At 66.0% G+C, this 20512-nt stretch carries 15 protein-coding genes and 1 other RNA gene; 9 read left to right on the top strand and 7 right to left on the bottom strand.

Going from position 1 to position 20512, the window contains the following annotated elements:
- Positions 1 to 104: 104 nt before the first annotated feature.
- An RNA gene (gene ffs / locus LQG66_RS25250) (signal recognition particle sRNA small type) lies at positions 105 to 201 on the bottom strand.
- Between the two features lie 157 nt (positions 202 to 358).
- Here ffs and LQG66_RS25245 point away from each other — a divergent pair.
- The 3 genes from LQG66_RS25245 (at position 359) to LQG66_RS25235 (ending at position 2360) form a co-directional block, all read left to right on the top strand.
- Positions 359 to 778 (top strand): HIT domain-containing protein, encoded by a 420-nt coding sequence (locus LQG66_RS25245; protein WP_231318359.1) that lies wholly within the window; start codon positions 359 to 361, stop codon positions 776 to 778.
- Between the two features lie 3 nt (positions 779 to 781).
- The gene (gene nudC / locus LQG66_RS25240) at positions 782 to 1720 is read left to right on the top strand and encodes an NAD(+) diphosphatase (protein WP_231318358.1); all 939 of its coding nucleotides are present in this window, start codon (positions 782 to 784) and stop codon (positions 1718 to 1720) included.
- A gap of 139 nt (positions 1721 to 1859) precedes the next feature.
- A complete protein-coding gene (locus tag LQG66_RS25235; protein ID WP_231318357.1) occupies positions 1860 to 2360 on the top strand; it encodes an Lrp/AsnC family transcriptional regulator in 501 nt (166 codons plus the stop codon).
- 19 nt (positions 2361 to 2379) lie between these two features.
- Here LQG66_RS25235 and LQG66_RS25230 read toward each other — a convergent pair whose 3' ends face one another.
- The 4 genes from LQG66_RS25230 to LQG66_RS25215 form a co-directional block, all read right to left on the bottom strand.
- Complete coding sequence (locus LQG66_RS25230; protein ID WP_231327932.1) at positions 2380 to 3879, bottom strand: phosphomannomutase/phosphoglucomutase; 1500 nt, start codon at positions 3877 to 3879, stop codon at positions 2380 to 2382.
- A gap of 153 nt (positions 3880 to 4032) precedes the next feature.
- Positions 4033 to 4530 carry a TIGR02281 family clan AA aspartic protease gene (locus LQG66_RS25225; RefSeq protein ID WP_231327931.1) on the bottom strand — a complete coding sequence of 166 codons (498 nt, stop codon included), beginning with the start codon at positions 4528 to 4530 and terminating at the stop codon, positions 4033 to 4035.
- Between the two features lie 159 nt (positions 4531 to 4689).
- Positions 4690 to 7164, bottom strand: a complete 2475-nt coding sequence (gene hrpB, locus LQG66_RS25220; protein WP_231318356.1) for an ATP-dependent helicase HrpB — start codon at positions 7162 to 7164, stop codon at positions 4690 to 4692.
- A gap of 134 nt (positions 7165 to 7298) precedes the next feature.
- The gene (locus tag LQG66_RS25215; RefSeq protein ID WP_231318355.1) at positions 7299 to 8618 is read right to left on the bottom strand and encodes a UDP-glucose dehydrogenase family protein; all 1320 of its coding nucleotides are present in this window, start codon (positions 8616 to 8618) and stop codon (positions 7299 to 7301) included.
- A 151-nt stretch (positions 8619 to 8769) separates the two neighbouring features.
- Between LQG66_RS25215 and LQG66_RS25210 the strand changes: the two genes are divergently transcribed.
- Complete coding sequence (locus LQG66_RS25210) at positions 8770 to 9822, top strand: acyltransferase family protein (protein WP_231318354.1); 1053 nt, start codon at positions 8770 to 8772, stop codon at positions 9820 to 9822.
- 8 nt (positions 9823 to 9830) lie between these two features.
- Here the strand turns inward: LQG66_RS25210 and LQG66_RS25205 are convergent, their stop codons facing one another.
- Positions 9831 to 10799: a quinone oxidoreductase family protein gene (locus tag LQG66_RS25205; RefSeq protein ID WP_231318353.1), complete on the bottom strand. Its 969-nt coding sequence runs from the start codon at positions 10797 to 10799 to the stop codon at positions 9831 to 9833.
- 99 nt (positions 10800 to 10898) lie between these two features.
- Between LQG66_RS25205 and LQG66_RS25200 the strand changes: the two genes are divergently transcribed.
- The 3 genes from LQG66_RS25200 (at position 10899) to LQG66_RS25190 (ending at position 17575) form a co-directional block, all read left to right on the top strand.
- A complete protein-coding gene (locus LQG66_RS25200) occupies positions 10899 to 11753 on the top strand; it encodes a LysR family transcriptional regulator (protein WP_231318352.1) in 855 nt (284 codons plus the stop codon).
- A 72-nt stretch (positions 11754 to 11825) separates the two neighbouring features.
- Positions 11826 to 14906, top strand: a complete 3081-nt coding sequence (gene polA / locus LQG66_RS25195; RefSeq protein WP_231318351.1) for a DNA polymerase I — start codon at positions 11826 to 11828, stop codon at positions 14904 to 14906.
- Between the two features lie 1469 nt (positions 14907 to 16375).
- The gene (locus LQG66_RS25190) at positions 16376 to 17575 is read left to right on the top strand and encodes a glycosyltransferase family 87 protein (RefSeq protein WP_231318350.1); all 1200 of its coding nucleotides are present in this window, start codon (positions 16376 to 16378) and stop codon (positions 17573 to 17575) included.
- A gap of 101 nt (positions 17576 to 17676) precedes the next feature.
- On the opposite strand, the gene LQG66_RS25185 is transcribed toward LQG66_RS25190, so the two are convergent.
- The gene (locus LQG66_RS25185; RefSeq protein ID WP_231318349.1) at positions 17677 to 18309 is read right to left on the bottom strand and encodes an RraA family protein; all 633 of its coding nucleotides are present in this window, start codon (positions 18307 to 18309) and stop codon (positions 17677 to 17679) included.
- Between the two features lie 166 nt (positions 18310 to 18475).
- Between LQG66_RS25185 and LQG66_RS25180 the strand changes: the two genes are divergently transcribed.
- Both LQG66_RS25180 and LQG66_RS25175 read left to right on the top strand, forming a co-directional pair.
- On the top strand, positions 18476 to 19375 hold the full coding sequence (locus LQG66_RS25180; protein ID WP_231318348.1) for a LysR family transcriptional regulator: 900 nt from the start codon (positions 18476 to 18478) through the stop codon (positions 19373 to 19375).
- Between the two features lie 178 nt (positions 19376 to 19553).
- Positions 19554 to 20462 carry an amino acid ABC transporter substrate-binding protein gene (locus LQG66_RS25175; RefSeq protein ID WP_231318347.1) on the top strand — a complete coding sequence of 303 codons (909 nt, stop codon included), beginning with the start codon at positions 19554 to 19556 and terminating at the stop codon, positions 20460 to 20462.
- The last annotated feature ends 50 nt before the right edge of the window (positions 20463 to 20512 follow it).

Genomic DNA, 20512 nt, shown 5'->3' with positions numbered 1-20512 from the left:
GCCGGCATCGATCGCGATCGTCGACGCAATCAGCCGGAGTGCGGTCGAGCGCCCGCCCTGCGCGGGGTCCCCGCCATCTGTGCGCGATTCGCTCGAGAAAACAGGTAGGAGACTGACGAGCGACCCGATCCGGACCTCGTTAGGGCTGCTTCCTTCCGGACCTGACCCGATTGGCGAGTGGCTCGTCCACCGCCAATCTCCCGCCGCCTATTTGGGGCCAAACGGTCCGGAAAGCAAGCGCGAGCTTCGCCGGATCAGACCACCTCCCTGCCGGGCTTGTACCCTGGCTCGGAAGGCTTTAGGTGCAATGACGCTCCCGCCGGAAGGCACGATAACGGAGCCCCGCCAGGAACCTGCCATGCCCGAATCCGCCTGGTCGCTGCATCCGCAACTTGCGAAGGACACGATCGACATCGGCGACCTGCCACTGTCGCGGGTGCTGGTGATCAAGGATGCGAATTATCCGTGGCTGCTGCTGGTGCCGCGCCGCGAGGGCGCGGTGGAGATCATCGATCTCGACGAGGTCGCGCAGGCGCAGCTGATGACCGAGACCACACGGGTGTCACGGGCGCTCAAAGAGATCACCAAGTGCGACAAGCTCAACGTCGCGGCACTCGGCAACGTGGTGCCGCAGCTTCACATCCACATTATCGCGCGCCGCACCAGTGACGTCGCGTGGCCGCGTCCGGTCTGGGGCGTCGCGCCGCCGGTGCCGCACGATGGGCAGGAGGTGCAGCATTTCATCAGCGCGATCCGGCGCAAGATCTGGCTAGGGTGAGAGATGTCGCCATTCGACTTGTTCCCTCTTGGACAGCCGGCCTTCGTCGGCCATCCGATCGATCGTGCCGCCCACCTGCGCTTCCATGACGAGAAGCTGATTGCCCTCGAAGGCAAGCCGGGCACGCGCGCCTATGTCGTTCATCGCGACTCGCTGGTGCTTGGGCGCGACGGCGACCAGCTCCGCGCACTGTTGTCGATCGACGAGGCTCTCAAGTTCGGCGCCAATCCGGGCACGATTTTCCTGGGGCTGCGCGATGGCGAGGCTGTATTCGGCATGGGCATCTCGCCGGGGGCCGTCGAGAAGCTCGCGGGTCGCGAGGACGTGTCGGTCACCGAACTGCGCGGCATCGCAATGCAGGGCGCGATCCCGCCGGATCAGCTGGCGACCATTGCGATGGCCAAGTCCATGGTCTCCTGGCATCAGCGGCACGGCTTCTGCGCCAATTGCGGCACCAAGACCGCGATGCGCGAAGGCGGCTGGAAGCGCGAATGTCCGAGCTGCAAGGCCGAGCATTTCCCCCGCACCGACCCCGTGGTGATCTCGCTGGTCGCCTTCGGCGAAAAATGCCTGCTCGGGCGTCAGAAGCAGTTTCCGCCCGGAATGTATTCGTGCCTCGCCGGTTTCGTGGAGGCGGCCGAGACGATCGAGGACGCGGTCCGTCGCGAGGTGTTCGAGGAGTCGGGAATCCGCTGCACCGATGTCGCCTATTACATGACACAACCCTGGCCCTATCCGTCGTCCCTGATGATCGGCTGCAGCGCGCGGGCGCTGAACGAGGACATCGTCATCGACCGCACCGAGCTCGAGGATGTCCGCTGGTTCAGCCGCGACGAGGCCCGACTGATGCTGCAGCGGCAACATCAGGACGGCCTCGCGGGCCCGCATCCCTTCGCCATCGCCCATCATCTGGTCGGCCGTTGGTTGAAGAATGGCGAGTAGCGGTAATTAGAGACCGCATCTTGGCATGTCGTGAGACGCGACCGGACACCCCTGGGAAGGCCTGAACGGCCCCTCCTTGCTTTGGAACGATTTTCTCTATATGAGGGTTTATAGACCTTCATATGGAACAAATTTCTCCATGACCGACGTCTCCGCCCAGAGCTCCGAAGCCAATCGCCGGCTCGACGCCATCGACCGCAAGATCCTGATGGTCCTGCAGGAGGATGCGTCCCTGTCCGTCGCCGAGATCGGCGACCGGGTCGGGCTGTCGTCGACACCGTGCTGGAAGCGCATCCAGAGGCTGGAGGCCGATGGCGTGATCCTGCGCCGGGTCGCCCTGGTCGATCAGAACAAGATCGGGCTCGGCATCTCCGTCTTCGTTTCTGTCGAGAGCGCCGACCATTCCGAGGCCTGGCTGCGGAAATTCGCCGAGGCGGTGAGCTCGATGCCGGAGGTGATGGAGTTCTACCGGATGGCGGGCGACGTCGACTACATGCTCCGCGTCGTCGTTGCCGACATGCAGAGCTACGACGTCTTCTACAAGAAGCTGATCAGCGCGGTGCCGCTCAAGAACGTCACCTCGCGCTTCGCCATGGAGAAGATCAAGTCGGTGACGGCCCTGCCGGTGCCGCCGGTCTGATCTTGAAGCCAGTTCGGACTCAGATCGTCTGGTTGTAGGCGCCGACCTCCGGATGCGTCCTCAGCACCTCATTGACGGCGTCGAACATGTCGTGCATGCGCCGGTCCGACACCGGGCTTTCGACAACGACAACCAGCTCCGGCTTGTTGGATGACGCCCGCACCAGGCCCCAGCTGCCATCTTCGACGGTGACGCGGACGCCGTTCACCGTGACGAGATCGCGGATCGGCTGTCCAGCCACCTTGCCGCCCTGCTGCTGCAGCGCCTGGAAGTGCTTCACGACCGCGTCGACCACGCCGTATTTGACCTCGTCGGCACAATGCGGCGACATCGTCGGCGACGACCAGGTCTTGGGCAGCGCGTCCTTGAGATCCGCCATCGATTTTTCCGGCGCGCGGTCGAGCATCTCACAGATCGCGATCGCCGAGACGAGGCCATCATCATAGCCGCGGCCGAACGGCTTGTTGAAGAAGAAGTGGCCCGACTTCTCGAAGCCGGCGAGCGCGCCGAGCTCGTTGGTCCGGCGCTTCATGTAGGAGTGGCCGGTCTTCCAATAGACCGTCTTGGCGCCCTGGGCCTGCAGCACCGGGTCGGTCATGAACAGGCCGGTCGATTTCACGTCGACGACGAACTGCGCATCCTTGTGGATCGCCGACATGTCGCGTGCCAGCATCACGCCGACCTTGTCGGCGAAGATCTCCTCGCCAGTGTTGTCGACCACGCCGCAGCGGTCGCCATCACCATCGAAGCCGAGGCCGACGTCGGCTTTGTGCGCGAGCACAGCGTCGCGGATGGCGTGCAGCATCTCCATGTCTTCGGGATTGGGATTGTATTTCGGGAAGGTGTGATCGAGCTCGGTATCGAGCGGGACCACCTCGCAGCCGATCGCCTCCAGCACCTGCGGCGCGAACGCGCCCGCGGTGCCGTTGCCGCAGGCTGCGACGACCTTCAGCCTGCGCTTCAGCTTGGGACGGCTGGTGAGGTCGGCGATGTAGCGCGCCGGATAATTTTCATGGAACTGATAGGAGCCGCCGCTGCCGTTCCTGAACTCGGCGTTGAGCACGATCTCCTTGAGCCGAGTCATCTCCTCAGGGCCAAAGGTCAGCGGCCGGTTGGCGCCCATCTTGACGCCGGTCCAGCCATTGTCGTTGTGCGAAGCCGTGACCATCGCCACGCAGGGCACGTCGAGATCGAACTGAGCGAAATAGGCCATCGGCGTCACGGCAAGGCCGATGTCGTGCACCTTGCAGCCGGCCGCCATCAGGCCTGAGATCAGCGCGTATTTGATCGAGGCGGAGTAGCCGCGGAAGTCGTGGCCGGTCACGATCTCCTGCTTGACGCCGCGTTCGGCGATCAGCGCACCCAGCCCCATGCCGAGCGCCTGCACCCCCATCAGGTTGATTTCCTTGTTGAACAGCCAGCGCGCGTCATATTCGCGGAAGCCGGTCGGCTTCACCATCGGCTCGGATTCGAAGGCGTAGGTGTTGGGAACCAGGACGGGCTTGGGCTTGGGGAACAACATGTAAAATGACGCCTTCTCGGAAAATCGACGACAGAGCCTTACCCAAAGTGGCATGCAAGCGGAAGGCCACCGGGCAGGTTTCGTCGAGATGCGTTAAGGCGCCCCGTCTCCCTCAGAATTGAGTCCGGAGAGCGGTCTGTAGCGGATCAATTACTGCTCGAGCACCATCTGGCCGTTGGCGTAGGCGAAGCGCTTGAGCTTGGACAGGAAGGACAGGCCGAGCAGGTTCTCCGACAGCGCCGCATCGGGCAGCACCAGCGCATCGACGTCACGGATGGTCAGTTCGCCGAGCTCGACCATGGCGAGCCTGGCCCGCGCGGCTTTCACCGTGCCGTTGGCCGTGGTCACATTGGCGGTGTATTCGCCGCGCGCGGGGCGCAGGCCGAAGCGGGCGGCCGAACTCTCGTTCAGCGCGACCATCGAGGCGCCGGTATCGACCATGAAGCTGATACGCTGGCCGTCGATGCGGCCGTCGGCCCGGAAATGCCCGCGGCGGTCGGTCGGAATGCTGAGGCTGCGACCTGCGGCGCTGGACTCCATCGTGGCGACGCGGACGGCAGGCGTTGCAGACGCCGGCGCGGGCGTCAGGCGATCGGCCAGCTGCGCCATGAAGGTGCCGAGACCCACCAGCACGGCCGCGAAGATCATGATGTTACGCATTACGCCACGCTCAACTTTGTCCTGCCGGCGATTTGACCATCAAAGCCGCCGACATACGACTGAGCCAAACCAGCTGCCGCCGCCATTTTGGCGAAAACGATGAGCGAAGCGTTAACGACAGCCCTGCGGCGGTATAATTTGCGTCAACTATGTCCCCCGTGGCTTCGCTCGGCGCGTCGGAACCGCATGCGCAGGGTCATCCGGCCAGGGATGGCGCGGGTAGCGACCGCGGAGGTCGGTGCGGACGGCGGCATAGGAGCCGCGCCAGAAACCGGGCAGATCGCGCGTGACCTGCACCGGCCGCTGTGCCGGCGATAGCAGCTCCAGCACCAGCGGCACCGCCCCCTTGGCAATCGAGGGGTGGACATCAAGCCCGAACAGCTCCTGCAGCCGGACCGCGATGGTCGGGCCCTGCTCGGCCTCGTAGTCGATCGCGAGCATGGTCCCGGTCGGCGCCTCGAAATGAGTCGGCGCCTCGCGGTCGAGCCGGGCGCGCAGATCCCACGGCAGCAACGCCATGACGGCGTCGGAAACCTCGCCGGGAGAGACATCACGCAGCGAGGTCTTGTCGGCGAGCAGCGGCACCAGCCAGTCCTCGCGCCGCTCAGCAAGGCCGGTGTCCGACAGGTCCGGCCAGCTGTCTCCCTCGGCCTTGCGCAGGAACATGACCCGGTCACGCCATTGCTTCGCCGCTTTCGACCAGGGCAACCTCTCGAGGCCGGCGGCGCAGATGCCCTCGGCAAAGATGCGCGCAGTTTCTTCGGACGGCGTCAGCGCGACCGGCGCATCGGCCATTGTGATCGCGTGCAGCTTGCGCCTGCGGCGCGCCCGCAGCGCCATCGCGTCCCGGTCGAAGCTGACCTCGTCGCGGGCTTCGATCTGAGCGGCGAAGTGGCGCTCGATGTCCTCGATCGCGAGCGCTGCCGCGAGCAGGATGCGGCCGCTCGCCGCCGTCCCGGTCAGCTCGCCGACGGCGATATAGGGCGCGCGCGCCAGCGCTGAGGTCTGCTCGACCGCGGCCCCGCGGCCATTCGCGAGCACGAAGCTCCCGTTGCCGCGGTTGCGCGCGACCCGGTCGGGGAAGGCGAACGCGAGCATCATGCCGGTCGAGATGTCCCCTCCCCCCTGCTGGGAGGACGACGACGCCACCTGCTGCGCCCAGCGCCGCGCCAGCTCACGCGCGCTCTGCGCACGTGGCGAGCGGTCGCGGCGGAACTGGTCGAGCCGCACCTCGAGATCGACGCTGTCGCCGCCAAGACCGCGCTCGGTCAGGATCGCAGCGATGTCGGCCGCTTGCGCGGCCGCTCCGTCGTCGGCCGAATCGACGATCATGCGGGCGAGCCGCGGCGGCAGCGCCAGCGCCCGCAGCCGCCGGCCCTCGTCGGTCAGGCGGCCGTCGGCATCGAGCGCACCAAGTTCGCTCAGCAGGTCCCGCGCCTCCTTCCAGGCTGGAAGCGGCGGCGGATCGAGGAAGCCGAGCGCAAAGGGATCGCTGACGCCCCATTGCGCGAGATCGAGCACCAGCGAGGACAGATCGGCGCTGAGGATTTCCGGCTGCGTATACGCCGCCAGCGAGGCGGTCTGCGGCTCGTCCCACAGACGGTAGCAGACGCCCGGCTCGGTGCGGCCGGCGCGGCCGCGGCGCTGATCGACGGCGGCGCGCGAGGCCCGCACCGTCTCCAGCCGGGTCAGGCCGATATCCGGCTCGTAGCGCGGCACACGGGCGAGGCCGGAATCCACCACGATCCGCACGCCCTCGATCGTCAGCGAGGTCTCGGCGATCGAGGTCGCCAGCACGACCTTGCGGCTGCCCTTGGGGGCGGGCGAAATCGCCCGATCCTGGACCGCGGCATCGAGCGCGCCGAACAGCGGGACGATCTCGATGGCCGCATCGTGAATGCGCTCGGTCAGCATGGTCTGCGTGCGCCGGATCTCGGCCGCGCCGGGCAGGAAGGCCAGCACGGAGCCTGAGTCGGCGCGCAGCGCGCTCGCGATCGTCTCCGCCATCTGGCGCTCGACCGGCGCGTCCGGCTTGCGGCCGACATAGCGCGTCTCCACCGGATAGGCGCGGCCCTCGCTCTCGACCACCGGCGCATCGCCGAGCAGCTTCGCCACCCGAGCACCATCGAGCGTCGCCGACATCACGAGGATCCGGAGATCCTCACGCAGGCCCTGCTGCGCATCGCGCGCCAGCGCAAGGCCCAGGTCCGCATCGAGCGAGCGCTCGTGGAATTCGTCGAACAGCACGGCGGCGACGCCGCCGAGTTCGGGGTCATCCAGAATCTGCCGGGTGAAGATGCCCTCGGTGACGACCTCGATGCGGGTCGCGCGCGAGATCTTCGAGCCGAAGCGCACGCGGTAGCCGACGGTGTCGCCGGCGCGCTCGCCCAGCGACTTGGCCATGCGCTCGGCGCTGGCGCGCGCCGCGATGCGCCGCGGCTCCAGCACGATGATCTTCCTGGTCCCGACCCAGGGCGCATCCAGCAGCGCCAGCGGCACCCGCGTCGTCTTGCCGGCGCCCGGCGGCGCCACCAGGACGGCGGTATTGCTGCGCGCGAGCGTGCCGGACAGCTCGTCCAGCACGGCGTCGATGGGCAGCGGTGTGTCGAAGCGAAGGGACAATGGTTAGGGACCAGTCATCGTCCGCGAAGGCGGACGATCCAGTAAACGCCGACCTCAGGGATCACGAGGATCGAGCGTACTGGATACCCCGCCTGCGCGGGGTATGACAATCACTCCCCGTCACGCACTCCCCATCAAGCGCCCTTCACCGGCGGCCGGCCGATGCTCTCGTAGATGAAGCCGTGCTCGGCCATCTCCTCGGGGCGATAGACGTTGCGCAGGTCGACAACGACCGGATGCGCCATCACCTCCTTCAAGCGGGCCAGGTCCATGGCGCGGTACTGCACCCACTCGGTGACCAGCACGATCGCATCGGCGCCGGTGGCGCAGACGTAGGGATCGTCGCAATATTCGATGTCGGGCAGTTCCTTCTTCGCCTGCTCGATGCCGACCGGGTCATGCGCGCGCACCTTAGCGCCCATGTCGAGCAGCCCCGTCACCAGCGGGATCGACGGCGCCTCGCGCATGTCGTCGGTCTCTGGCTTGAAGGTCAGGCCGAGCACCGCGACCGTCTTGCCGCGCAGGCTGCCGCCGACAGCCGCAGCCACCTTGCGCGCCATCGCGCGCTTGCGGTTGTCGTTGACGGCCAGCACCGATTCGACGATGCGCAGCTGCGTGTCGTAGTCCTGCGCGATCTTGATCAGCGCCCGCGTATCCTTCGGGAAGCAGGAGCCGCCGAAACCCGGACCGGCATGCAGGAACTTCGCGCCGATGCGGTTATCCAGGCCGATGCCGCGCGCGACTTCCTGCACGTCGGCGCCGACCTTCTCGGCGAGGTCCGCGACCTCGTTGATGAAGGTGATCTTGGTGGCGAGAAACGCATTGGCGGCGTATTTGATCAGCTCAGCGGTGCGGCGCTCGGTGTACATCATCGGCGCCTGGTTCAGCGACAGCGGACGGTAGATGTCGCCGAGCACCTTGCGGCCGCGCTCGTCCGAGGTCCCGACGACGATGCGATCCGGCCATTTGAAGTCGCGGATCGCCGCACCCTCGCGCAGGAATTCCGGATTGGAGGCGACGACGACATCGGCCGCCGGGTTGGTCTCGCGGATGATGCGTTCGACCTCGTCGCCGGTGCCGACCGGCACCGTCGACTTGGTCACCACCACCGTAAAACCGGTCAAGGACGCCGCGATCTCGCGCGCGGCGGCATAGACATAGGACAGGTCGGCATGCCCGTCGCCGCGCCGTGACGGCGTGCCGACCGCGATGAAGACCGCATCGGCCTCGGCGACCGGCTGCTTGAGGTCGGTGGTGAAGTCGAGCCGCTTGGCCTTCACGTTGGTCGCGACCAGCGCATCCAGCCCGGGCTCGAAGATCGGGATTTCTCCGCGATGAAGCGCGGCGATCTTGCTCTCGTCCTTGTCCACGCAGGTGACCTGGTGGCCGAAATCGGCGAAGCAGGCGCCGGACACCAGCCCCACATAGCCCGTGCCGATCATCGCAATTCGCATCGAAACCCATCCTTCGTGGTTAATACTTTTGCGTCTTAAACCATTTGCGGTCCAAGGGGAATTTAGAAAACGGCATGACGTTTGGATGACAGCAGGGAGTATTAACGGCTCTGCCCGAAGATGCGGCAGCTCCGCGCCAAAGGGGGACAGCATGACCGCAAATGGCACGCCGAAAACGGTCGGAACCGAGGCGCGCATCGACTGGGTCGACTACGCCAAGGGTATCTGCATCATCATGGTCGTGATGATGCACTCGGTGCTCGGCGTGGAGCTGGCGGCCGGCGAGACCGGCTTCATGCATGCCGTCGTGGCCTTCGCCAAGCCGTTCCGGATGCCGGACTTCTTCCTGATCTCCGGGCTTTTCCTGCCGCTCGTGATCGACCGCGACTGGCGCACCTATCTCGACCGCAAGGTGGTGCATTTCGCCTATTTCTACGTGCTGTGGGTGACGATCCAGTTCGGCTTCAAGGCCCCCGGCTTTGCCGCCGCAAGCGGCTGGCCCCATGCCGGCTATCTCTATCTCGAATCCTTCATCGAGCCGTTCGGCACGCTGTGGTTCATCTACCTGCTGCCGATCTTCTTCGTCGTCATCAAGCTGACACGCAAGGCGCCGGCGCCCGTGATCTGGGGCATCGCCGCCGGCCTCGAAATGTCGCACATCGTCACCGGCTGGACCGTGATCGACGAGTTCTGCGCCCGTTTCGTCTACATCTACTCCGGCTATCTGTTCGCGACCTACATCTTCGCGCTGTCGGATCGCGCCCGCGCGCGCCCCGCTTTCGCCATTGCCGGACTGCTCGCCTGGGCGGTGATCAACCAGGGCCTCGTCGACCTCGGCATCAGCGAATGGCCGGTCGTCTCGCTGGCGCTGGGCTATGCCGGCGCGGTCGCCATCATCATCGCCGGCACCCTGCTGGCGCGCGCGCAGCTTCTCAACGCGCTGCGCTTCTGCGGCGAGCATTCGATCGTGATCTATCTCGCCTTCTTCCTGCCGATGGCGGTGACCCGCACGGTGCTGCTGAAGACCGGCGTGATCGCCGACATCGGAACCATCTCGCTGCTCGTGACCATCGCAGGCGTGATCGGCGCGCTCCTGATCTGGCGCCTTGCGCTGCGCTTCAACGCGCAGTTCCTGTTCGAGCGGCCAATCACGTTCTGGATCGCGCCGCCGAAGCCGCGCGCCGCGCTGCAGCCGGCCGAATAGCCCGGCCATCACGGCACCAGATAGAGCGCGCCACGACTGCGGCCGCTTTCGAGATCGATATGCGCCTGGACCGCCTGCGCAAGCGGATAGGCGGTGCCATCGCCGCCGAGCTCGCCATCGGCCAGTGCGGTGAGAACGATCTCGGCGTCCCTGCGATAGTCAGCGACATCGTTCACATGGGCCATCACGCTCGGGCGTGCCAGGGACAGGCTGCGCCGAGGCCCCAGCTCCTCAACGGCAAGGTCTGGGATCGGACCGGCAGACTGACCGATGCTGGCAACCGTTCCGAACAGCCTGACGCAGGCCAGCGTTCGCGCCAGGGTGCCGCCGCCGACGCCGTCATAGGCCACGTCGACGCCGCGCCCGCCGGTCAATCGCCTGACGGCATCGACAAAGTCCGCGTCTCGCCCGACGATCAGATGATGCGCACCTGCGGCGCGCGCGACCGCCGCCTTGGCCTCCGAGCTCACCGTGCCGATGACGGTCGCGCCGCGCAGCCGGGCCAGCCGTGTCAACACCTGGCCAAGCCCGCCGGCAGCACTGTGCACCAACAGCGTCGTTCCGGGTCCGACGGCATAGGTTCGACCGAGCAGCATCGCGGCGGTGATGCCCTTCAGCAATGTCGATGCGGCGCGCGCTTCCGAAACGGAGGCGCGCAGCGGCATCGCGCGCCAGGCCGGCAGATTTCGCTCTGACGCATAGGCGCCCACCGGCGCGCCGGCATAGGCGACGCGGTCGCCGACGGACAGGCAGGTCACGTCAGCGCCCGTCGCCGTCACGACTCCCGCTCCTTCGACACCGAGAACGCGGTCCGGAAGCGGATAGAGACCGCTGCGCTGATAGATGTCGATGAAGTTCACACCGATCGCGGTCTGGCGCAGACGGATCTCATCCGGCCGCGGCGCCGGCAGCTCGACGGTTTCCAGCACCAGATTTTCTGCGCCACCCGGCGCCTTCACTCGAACGACAACGGCCATCTCCGCCTCCATGCATGTTGCCTGCATCGGGACATTGTGGTCTGCGTTATCGATCTGCGGAATTGCCCATCTTGTCTCGTCTATTGTGAATATTTGAACATGCAGATCGACTGGACCGACCTCCATCACTTCCTGATGCTCGCCCGCGAAGGCACGCTGTCGGCAGCCGCACGCGCCCTCGGCGTCGACCATGTCACGGTCGCGCGCCGCGTCGCGGCACTGGAGCGCGCAACGAGACTGAAGCTGGTCGACAGGCGCGCGCGGACCTATGCCCTGACCGAGGACGGCCGCCGCCTTGCCGCGGCCGCCGGTCCGATGGAGCAGGCCGCCTTCGCGATCGAGCGCACCGTGGTCGCATCGCGTCCGGGTCTGGCGGGCGAGGTCTCGATCAGCGCGCCACCGACGCTCGCCAACAGGATGATCGCGCCACGGCTGGTCGAGCTGCACCGTCAGCATCCGGCCATCACCATCAAGCTGATCGGCGAGAAGCGCATCGCCTCGCTCAACCGCCGGGAAGCCGACATTGCCCTGCGGCTGTCGCGTCCCGACGAACCCGGCCTGATCGCACGCAAGGTTGGTCGATTCGGCTTCAGCCTCTATGGCGCGCCTCACTATCTCAAGGAGACGCCGCAGCATGCGTTCGGATTCATCGCCTACGATGCCAGCATGGACTCGGCGCCCCAGCAGCAATGGTTGAAAGCCGTCGCCGGCCGGCGCGCGATCGTGTTCCAGACCGGCGATCTCGAGAACCAGGCCGCGGCGGCGCGTGCGGGCCTCGGCCTCGCCGCCCTGCCGCATTTTCTCGGCGACCACGATCCCGGTCTGGTCCGCTGCGACGAAGGCCGCGGGGACATCAGCCGCGATATCTGGCTCGTCGTTCATCGCGACCTCAGGCGCACGCCCCTCATTCGCGCCGTCATGGACTTCCTGGTCCGCTGCGTTGGGCCGATCTGAGGGTCGGAAAAATCCGGTGCGCACGGCGTCGTCACGGCTGTCAATACGAGCGAAAATCCCTACATTGCGGCCATGCCCAAAGCCCCCGAGAAAGCCGCCGCCACCAGCCCCGCCGCCCCTGTGCCAGCTGCCGCCAAAGGCGCGGCCAAGGAGACCGTCAAGGGGGCCGTCAAGGGCGACCATGTGTTCCTGGTCGACGGCTCGTCCTACATCTTCCGCGCCTATCACGCGCTGCCGCCGCTCAACCGCAAGTCCGACGGGCTGCAGGTCAACGCCGTGCTCGGTTTCTGCAACATGCTGTGGAAGCTGTTGCGCGACATGCCCGAGACCGACCGGCCGACGCATCTGGCCATCGTGTTCGACAAGTCCGAGGTCACGTTCCGCAACAAGATCTACGGCGACTACAAGGCGCACCGGCCGCCGGCGCCGGATGACCTGATTCCGCAATTCGCGCTGATCCGCGAGGCCGTGCACGCCTTCGATCTGCCCTGCCTGGAGCAGGGCGGCTTCGAGGCCGACGACCTGATCGCGACCTATGCAAGGCTTGCCTGCGAGCGCGGCGCCACCACCACGATCGTGTCCTCCGACAAGGACCTGATGCAGCTCGTCAACGACTGCGTCACGATGTACGACACGATGAAGGACCGCCGCATCGGCATCGCCGAGGTGATCGAGAAGTTCGGCGTGCCGCCGGAGAAGGTGGTCGAGGTGCAGGCGCTGGCCGGCGACTCCACCGACAATGTGCCGGGCGTGCCCGGCATCGGCATCAAGACCGCTGCGCAGCTGATCAACGACTACGGCGATCTCGAAGCCTTGCTGTCGCGTGCGACCGAGATCAAGCAGCCGAAGCGGCGCGAGGCGCTGATCGAGAATGCCGAAAAGGCGCGGATCTCGCGTCAGCTGGTGCTGCTCGACGACAAGGTCGCGCTCGAGGTTCCACTCGACGACCTCGCGGTGCACGAGCCGGATCCACGCAAGCTGATCGCCTTCCTCAAGGCGATGGAGTTCACCACGCTGACGCGGCGCGTCGCCGAGTATTCGCAGATCGATCCCGCCGACGTGTCGGCCGACGAGCAGCTGAAGAGTGGTGGTGGTGCAGCTCCCCCACCTGCGGGGGAGGCCGGATCGCGCAGCGATCCGGGTGGGGGCTTGCCCGCCGCAAGTGCCCCCACCCCGCCCTCCCCCGCATCCGGGGCAGTGAGACGAGGCGGCGATCCGCGCACTGACAAATCGGCCATGAGCAAGGGCACACCGGTCAGCCTCGCTGAGGCGCGCGCCGAGGCGGCCAAGACGGCGCGCATCGATCGCGACAAATATCAGACCCTCCGCAGCCTGCCCGAGCTGAACGCCTGGCTTGCCCGCGTCCATGACTTTGGCCGTGTCACCATCGAGGTCAAGGCCAGCTCGATCGATCCGATGCAGGCCAATCTGTGCGGCATCGCGCTGGCGCTGGCGCCCAACGACGCCTGCTACATCCCGCTGGCGCATCGCCAGGCCGGCGACGGCGGCGGCCTGTTCGATGCCGGGCTCGCGCCCGACCAGATCAAGGACGGCGACGCGCTCGAGGCGTTGAAGCCCATCCTGGAATCCGCCGGCATCCTGAAGGTCGGCTTCAACATCAAGTTCACGGCCGTGATGCTGGCGCAGGCCGGCATCACGCTGACCAACACTGATGACGTGCAGCTGATGAGCTACGCGCTGGACGCCGGACGGGGCTCGCAGAAGCTCGACTCGCTGGCTGAACACGTGCTCGGTCACGCCATAATCAGTGAAGGCGAGCTGATCGGCAGCGGCCGGAACAAGCTGACATTCGAGCAGGTCGCGATCGACCGCGCCACCGCGCATTCGGCCGAAGCCGCCGATGTCATTCATCGGCTGTGGCGCGTGCTGAAACCGCGGCTGGTGGCCGAGCGCATGACCGCCGTCTACGAGACGTTGGAACGGCCGCTGGTCGCCGTGCTCGCGCGCATGGAGCGGCGCGGCATCTCGATCGACCGCCAGGTGCTGTCGCGCCTGTCCGGCGATTTCGCCCAGACCGCCGCCCGCGTCGAGGCCGAGTTGCAGGACCTGGCCGGCGAGCCGATCAATGTCGGCAGCCCGAAGCAGATCGGCGACATCCTGTTCGGCAAGATGGGCCTGCCCGGCGGCAGCAAGACCAAGACCGGCGCGTGGTCGACATCCGCGTCGATTCTCGACGACCTCGCCGAGCAAGGCAACGATTTCGCGCGCAAGATCCTGGAATGGCGCCAGGTCTCCAAGCTGAAATCGACCTACACCGATGCGCTGCCGACCTACGTCAACCCGCAGACCCATCGCGTGCACACCACCTACGCGCTGGCCGCGACCACCACGGGCCGGCTGTCGTCGAACGAGCCGAATTTGCAGAACATCCCGGTGCGAACCGAGGACGGCCGCAAGATCCGCCGCGCCTTCATCGCGACGCCCGGCCACAAGCTGGTCTCGGCGGACTACTCTCAAATTGAATTGCGCCTGCTCGCCGAGATCGCCGACATTCCCGTATTGAAGCAGGCCTTCAAGGATGGGCTCGACATTCACGCCATGACGGCCTCCGAAATGTTCGGCGTGCCGATCAAGGACATGCCGAGCGAGGTCCGCCGCCGCGCCAAGGCGATCAACTTCGGCATCATCTACGGCATTTCCGCGTTCGGCCTCGCCAACCAGCTCGGCATCGCCCGCGAGGAGGCCGGGGCCTACATCAAGCGCTATTTCGAGCGCTTCCCGGGCATCCGCGCCTACATGGACGAGACCCGCGAGTTCTGCCGCAAGCACGGCTATGTCACCACGCTGTTCGGCCGCAAGTGCCACTACCCCGAGATCAAGGCGTCGAACGCCTCGGTCCGTGCCTTCAACGAGCGCGCCGCGATCAACGCGCGGCTGCAGGGCACGGCTGCCGACATCATCCGCCGCGCCATGACGCGGGTGGAGGATGCGCTCGCGCAGAAGAAGCTCTCGGCGCAGATGCTGCTGCAGGTGCATGACGAGTTGATCTTCGAGGTCCCCGACGACGAGGTCGCCGCGACCTTGCCGGTGGTGCAGCACGTGATGCAGGACGCGCCGTTCCCAGCCGTGCTGTTGTCGGTGCCGCTGCACGTCGACGCCCGCGCCGCCAACAATTGGGACGAGGCGCATTGAGCTGCGCGCACAGCCCTCTCCTCCGTCATTGCGAGCGCAGCGAAGCGATCCAGACTGCCGCCGCGGAATGATTCTGGATTGCTTCGCTGCGCTCGCAATGACGATGCGGCGAGGCTGCTTTGATGTGTCATCGCATCGCTCAGCCCAGCGCGAGGTGCCACCCTCCCCTGGAGGGGGAGGGTCGCACCGCGAAGCGGGCGAGCGGGGTGGGGTGAAGCCGCAGACGCTGGTGCGTGTGGAGACATCACCACACCCCGCCTCACATTCGCTGCACTCATGCCAGGCGACCCTCCCCTGGAGGGCAGGGCTATCGCATATGAAGATCTGAGTCGTTTCGCTCCGCTGCCTCCACGTCGTCATGCCCGGGCTCCGTCCCGGGCATCCACGTCCTTCCCAGGATGCCGAACGACGTGGATGGCCGGGACGGAGCCCGGCCATGACGGTGTGGAGGGAGCCGAACTCAAAGTTGGACCGTCACATGCGATAGCCCTGCCCTCCAGGGGAGGGTGGCAGTGTACGCCGTGGCGGGCATCGCACGCGCAATGGAAAATCCTTTTCAACTAACAAATAGCGCAAGGGATGAAACGAGGTGTGGGCACGCCTCCATGTTCTCGCGGCACGATCTGCCCAAGCGATGCATGGTGCCCGCCCTCCAGAATTCGATGAGGGCGCAGGGAAGGCCGGACCTCGACTGAGGCCCGTGGCCCGCCTGCTCAAAAAAATGCAGGCGGCAGGTACCACAGGTTCAGCCGGATGACCCGGCCCTCCCTGCGCGACGGCTTTAACGGCTGCTTCGCGTTCTCCCTGGTGCGCCGGGCTTGTTGGCCACCATCCCCACGCGAAGCGAAGCTTCGTCATGAGTTGATATCAGCATCGGGATATCAGGACCGCGCGACTTGACCGTGCATGCCCTGCTGTTCGTCCGCACGGTCAGACCATGCTGCAGCAAGACACACCCATCGCATCCCACTGCCAACGGTCCGTGACGTTCGCGAAACGCCCCTCATGCGGCAACGGGACGTGCGGAAATGTGCGGCTGATTTGCCCGACGGTGCAACATCGTCGGCCTGCGACAAAGTAACCCGACGGGCAGTTTGCGCATGGGACGCATGCGACGCTTGCGGTTGGTTGCACGTCATCCCGGGCTCGTCCCGCCTGCGCGGCCGAAGCCGCTTCGGCGCGGACAGCGCCCGGCCATGACGACGCGGAGAGAGCTGACAACGAACCATGATCCTTGTGGGCGACGCGCTGCCGCACCTCGCAGCAATCCAGCGGCGACTTTACCCTTCGTTGACCATGATGGGGATCGGCGGGCGCCGACCTGCGCGCCGGTAACACGGCTTGCAACGGGCTTGGGCAAGACTGGCGCAGGAAGCGCATGCGAGCCATCGCGTGACGTCTTCAATCATCCCGATGTTACAGCCGCGCCCGATCGCGCCGAACACGAACACGCTGGCCCGAAGAGTCCCATGACCGCGACGTCATCCGCAGCATCCAATCAGACGCGCGATCGCAATGCGCTCCTGATTCTGCTGGTTGCGCTCTGGCTCTACAACGGCCTCTATCTCGTCAGCTGGTGGCTGTCATCGCCGCAGCCGGCATTCGGCGATTTCTCCGGCCTGTGGTCGTTCGGCAAATTCGCGGCGCAGTCGGGCGCGGGGATCTACGATCCGTTCGCGCTCGCCGACTATCAGCAGAAGCTGGATCCCGGGCTCAATGGCGGCGGCTTCCCTTATCCCTATCCGCCGACCTTTCTGCTGGCGCTCATTCCGCTCGGCATGATGGCGCTGCCCTCAGCCTATGTCTGCTGGATCGCCACAACATTCGCGCTCTACGTCCTGGCGACCTTGGGACGCGAATGGCGCTCGCTATCCGGCCTCGCCCTGCTCGCCGCGCCGACGACGCTGATCAACGCGATTACCGGCCAGAACGGCTTTCTGTCGGCCGCACTCCTGATCGGCGGATTGCGCCTGCTCGCAAGCCACCCGATGACAGCCGGCGCCCTGCTCGGCCTGCTCGCCTACAAGCCGCAATTCGTGCTGCTGATGCCCATCGTCCTGCTGGCGTCACGCAATTGGCGCGCCATCCTCTCCGCGATCGCCACGACCGTGATCGTCGCCGTCATCACGAGCGCTGCGCTCGACTGGTCGATCTGGATCGAGTGGATCGCACGCTTTCCGAGCTATCAATCGCTGTTGCAGGCCAACCAGGCCAGCCTCGACCACATGATGCCGACGGTGATCGCCGGCGTGCACGCGATCGGTGCACCGATCGCGATCGGCTATGGGCTGCAGGCGCTGTTGTCCGGCGCCGTCGTTGTGCTGGTCTGGCGCGCCTGGCGGCGCGGCATGACCGATCAGGCGATCGCGCTGGTCGCGATCGGCAGCATCGTCGTCACGCCCTATGCGATGATCTACGACATGCCGATGGTCGCCGCAGGGATCGCGATCCATTGGAAGGCGCGGGTCGACGCCGGTGAGCCGATCGCAGCACTGGAGATCGGCCTGGCGATCGCGCTGTCGGCGTGTCTCCTCGCCATGATCGGACATTCCGTGCCGTTCGCAGCGGCGATCCTGCTGGTGCTGCTGCTCTCGAGCGTGGCGGGTGTGTTCAGCCGCGTTGGGCGTTCGGCACCGACGCTCAACGTCGCGCCGCCGGCTACCAGCTGACACGATGATCGACGCGTGAGATGGCGTTGCACTTCGACGTCGCGCAAAACCGGACCATTCGCACCGGGACAGGCCGTTCGCGGCACGATCGCGATCATCTTCTATTTGGCATAGGCGCCGCGATAGCGCCCGGCGCGGATGCTGGCCATGATCTCTGCTTCACGCTGCTCCTGGGCGCGCACGGCGTCCAGCAGCGCAGGCGCGATCGCCGGCGCGAATGCGACGACACCGTCGGCGTCCCCGACCACCACGTCACCCGGCGCGACGATCATGCCGCCGATCGACACCGGCACGTTGATCGCACCCGGACCGTTCTTGTAGGGGCCGCGATGATTGACGGCGCGCGCGAACACCGGGAAGCCGGAGCTCATCAGCACGCTGGAATCCCTGATGGCGCCGTCGACGACGATCCCGGCCGCGCCGCGCTGCTCGGCGATGGCGGCGATGATCTCGCCCACCAATGCCCGCGTCTCGTCGCCGCCGCCATTGACGACGATGACATCGCCCGGCTTCACGAGATCGAGCGCCCGATGGATGAAGAGGTTGTCGCCCGGCGCCGTGTTCACCGTCAGCGCGGTCCCGGCCATCGGTGCGCCCGTATAGAACGGCCGCAAACTCGCGGCCCCCGGCAACCGTTCCAGATTGTCGCTGATCACGGCGGTGGCAACGGACTTGAATGCCGCCATGATGGCGGGATCGACCGCCGTGCCGGGTTGCGTGTCTCCGTGGCTCATCCGCGCTGATCCCTCGCCCGCACTGCCCATCGCTCTCTCCCATGCCATCGCGGCACCGGATGTGACGATGCCGCTCGCGTCAAGTGATCCAGCGATGTAGGACTCGCCATGAATTCGGAAAACAGATAAATAGCGATGCTGACGCATCTCTTTTTCGAATGTCGGCATGATCACGCTGAAGCAGCTCGAGGCCTTGAACTGGATCGCGGAGCTCGGCACCTTCGAGCGTGCCGCGGCCAAGCTCAACACGACGCAATCGGCCATCTCCAAACGCATCCAGGAGCTCGAGGCCTCGGCCCGCGCGCCGCTGTTCGACCGCAGCCAGCGCGGCGCCCGTCTGACCGAGCGGGGCGAGCAGATCCTGGCGCTCGGCCGCCAGATGCTGGCGCTGCAGGACCAGATCCTGGAGCTGAAGGACGGACGGCAGGCGCCGGCCCGCCGTCTCCGCCTCGGCGCAACGGAGCTGTCGGCGCTGACATGGCTGCCGCGTCTGGTCTCGGCCATTCGCGAAGCTCATCCGGCGGTGATGATCGAGCCCGAGGTCGACACCAGCCGCAGCCTGTACGATCGGCTGATCGAAGGCAGCATCGACCTCATCGTGATCCCGGACGTGTTTTCCGATCCGGAGGTGACGTCGGTCAGGCTGGCCGAGGTCCAGAACGTCTGGACGGCGCGCCCCGGCCTGGTGCCAACGCGCCGGGCTCTCGGCTTCGACGAGCTCGGCGAGCACACGATCCTGATGCAGGGCCGCCGCTCGGGCTCCGGCCTGTTCTTCAACAAATGGCTGACGGCAAACGGCGTCTCCTTCAAGCGCGCCATTTCGATCGATAACCTGACCGCGCTGGTCGGACTCGCGGTGGCCGGCCTCGGCATCAGCTATCTGCCGCAACGCTGTTTCCGTCCGCTGTTCGAGGAGCGAAAGCTCGCCATCGTGCCGGTCAAGCCGGCGCTGCCCGCGGTGCCCTATGCGGCCATGTATCGCAACGACAGGCCCTCGGCCTTCACCGCCGCGATGGCCGAGCTGGCGCGCAGGACCTGCGACTTCGGCCGCCAGCTCCAGGGTTAGCGCGGCGCGTGATCCGGACGCCGTCAGACGCCTGTCAGGCAGCAATAATCTCTTTTTGGAATGAAACATGAAGCATTTTTATCCCTTTTCATCGTTGCCCGCGACAGCGAGGCTGGCATCGACAGCACGGGCAGTCCGCTGCGGCGTGCCAACAGGATTGCTGCGAGGAGGGGCTTCAATGCGCGTATGGGGATTTCTGCTGACGGTGGCGCTCGCTGCCAACGCTGCGAGCGCCGAAGAATTGACGGGCACGCTGCAGAAGATCAAGGAGACCAACCGGATTTCGATCGGTTTCCAGGAGTCGTCGGTGCCGTTCAGCTACCTCGACGGCAACCAGAAGCCGGTCGGCTATGCGCTCGATATCTGCGCGCGCATTGCGGATGCCGTGAAGAAGGAGCTCGGGCTGCCCAACCTCACGGTCGAAACCGTTCCGGTGACGTCCTCCAACCGCATTCCGCTGATGACCAACGGCACCATCGACCTGCTGTGCGCATCCACCACCAACAACGCCGAACGCCAGAAGCTCGTGGCCTTCGCCAACACGCACTTTCTCAGCGCCACCCGCTTTGCGGCGAAGAAGTCGCTATCGATCGACACGATCGACGACCTGAAGGGCAAGACGGCCGTCGCGATCGCCGGATCGACCAACATCGCGCAGCTGAACAAGGTCAATGTGGAACGCAAGCTCGGCATCAACATCGTTCCGGCCAAGGACCAGGCCGAGGCATTCCTGATGCTGGAGACCGATCGTGCGCAGGCCTATGTGCTCGACGACGTCCAGCTCGCGGTCGCGATCGCGCGGTCCAAGGACCCCGCGGCATACGCGATCAGCAAGGACGAGTTCTCGAAGCCGGAGCCTTTCGGCATCATGCTGCGCAAGGACGATGCGCCGTTCAAGGCCATCGCCGACCGTGTCACGGCCGAGATCTATCGGAGCCCGGAGATCGAGGCGATCTACAGGAAGTGGTTCGAATCGCCGGTGCCGCCGATCGGGATCAATTTCAATTATCCGATGCCGTCGGCCCTGCGCGCCGCATTCAAACAACCCAGCAGCAGCCCCGATCCGGACGCCTACGCGCAGAACTGAGGCCGGACGCCGCTGTCATGCAATCGGCGGAGGAACGAGCATCGGCTGCT

Origin of the sequence: Bradyrhizobium ontarionense, from assembly GCF_021088345.1 — a bacterium.
GTDB lineage: Bacteria > Pseudomonadota > Alphaproteobacteria > Rhizobiales > Xanthobacteraceae > Bradyrhizobium > Bradyrhizobium ontarionense.
The sequence above is the reverse complement of the archived record's forward strand: the minus strand, read 5'-3'. Positions and strand labels throughout refer to the sequence as shown.

Excerpts from the sequence above, each read along its gene's own strand:
- LQG66_RS25245 (WP_231318359.1), top strand. The coding sequence starts at position 359 with ATGCCCGAATCCGCCTGGTCGCTGCATCCGCAACTTGCGAAGGACACG.
- nudC (WP_231318358.1), top strand. The coding sequence starts at position 782 with ATGTCGCCATTCGACTTGTTCCCTCTTGGACAGCCGGCCTTCGTCGGC.
- LQG66_RS25235 (WP_231318357.1), top strand. The coding sequence starts at position 1,860 with ATGACCGACGTCTCCGCCCAGAGCTCCGAAGCCAATCGCCGGCTCGAC.
- LQG66_RS25225 (WP_231327931.1), bottom strand. The coding sequence starts at position 4,530 with ATGATCTTCGCGGCCGTGCTGGTGGGTCTCGGCACCTTCATGGCGCAG.
- LQG66_RS25215 (WP_231318355.1), bottom strand. The coding sequence starts at position 8,618 with ATGCGAATTGCGATGATCGGCACGGGCTATGTGGGGCTGGTGTCCGGC.
- LQG66_RS25210 (WP_231318354.1), top strand. The coding sequence starts at position 8,770 with ATGACCGCAAATGGCACGCCGAAAACGGTCGGAACCGAGGCGCGCATC.
- LQG66_RS25205 (WP_231318353.1), bottom strand. The coding sequence starts at position 10,799 with ATGGCCGTTGTCGTTCGAGTGAAGGCGCCGGGTGGCGCAGAAAATCTG.
- LQG66_RS25200 (WP_231318352.1), top strand. The coding sequence starts at position 10,899 with ATGCAGATCGACTGGACCGACCTCCATCACTTCCTGATGCTCGCCCGC.
- polA (WP_231318351.1), top strand. The coding sequence starts at position 11,826 with ATGCCCAAAGCCCCCGAGAAAGCCGCCGCCACCAGCCCCGCCGCCCCT.
- LQG66_RS25190 (WP_231318350.1), top strand. The coding sequence starts at position 16,376 with ATGACCGCGACGTCATCCGCAGCATCCAATCAGACGCGCGATCGCAAT.
- LQG66_RS25185 (WP_231318349.1), bottom strand. The coding sequence starts at position 18,309 with ATGAGCCACGGAGACACGCAACCCGGCACGGCGGTCGATCCCGCCATC.
- LQG66_RS25180 (WP_231318348.1), top strand. The coding sequence starts at position 18,476 with ATGATCACGCTGAAGCAGCTCGAGGCCTTGAACTGGATCGCGGAGCTC.
- LQG66_RS25175 (WP_231318347.1), top strand. The coding sequence starts at position 19,554 with ATGCGCGTATGGGGATTTCTGCTGACGGTGGCGCTCGCTGCCAACGCT.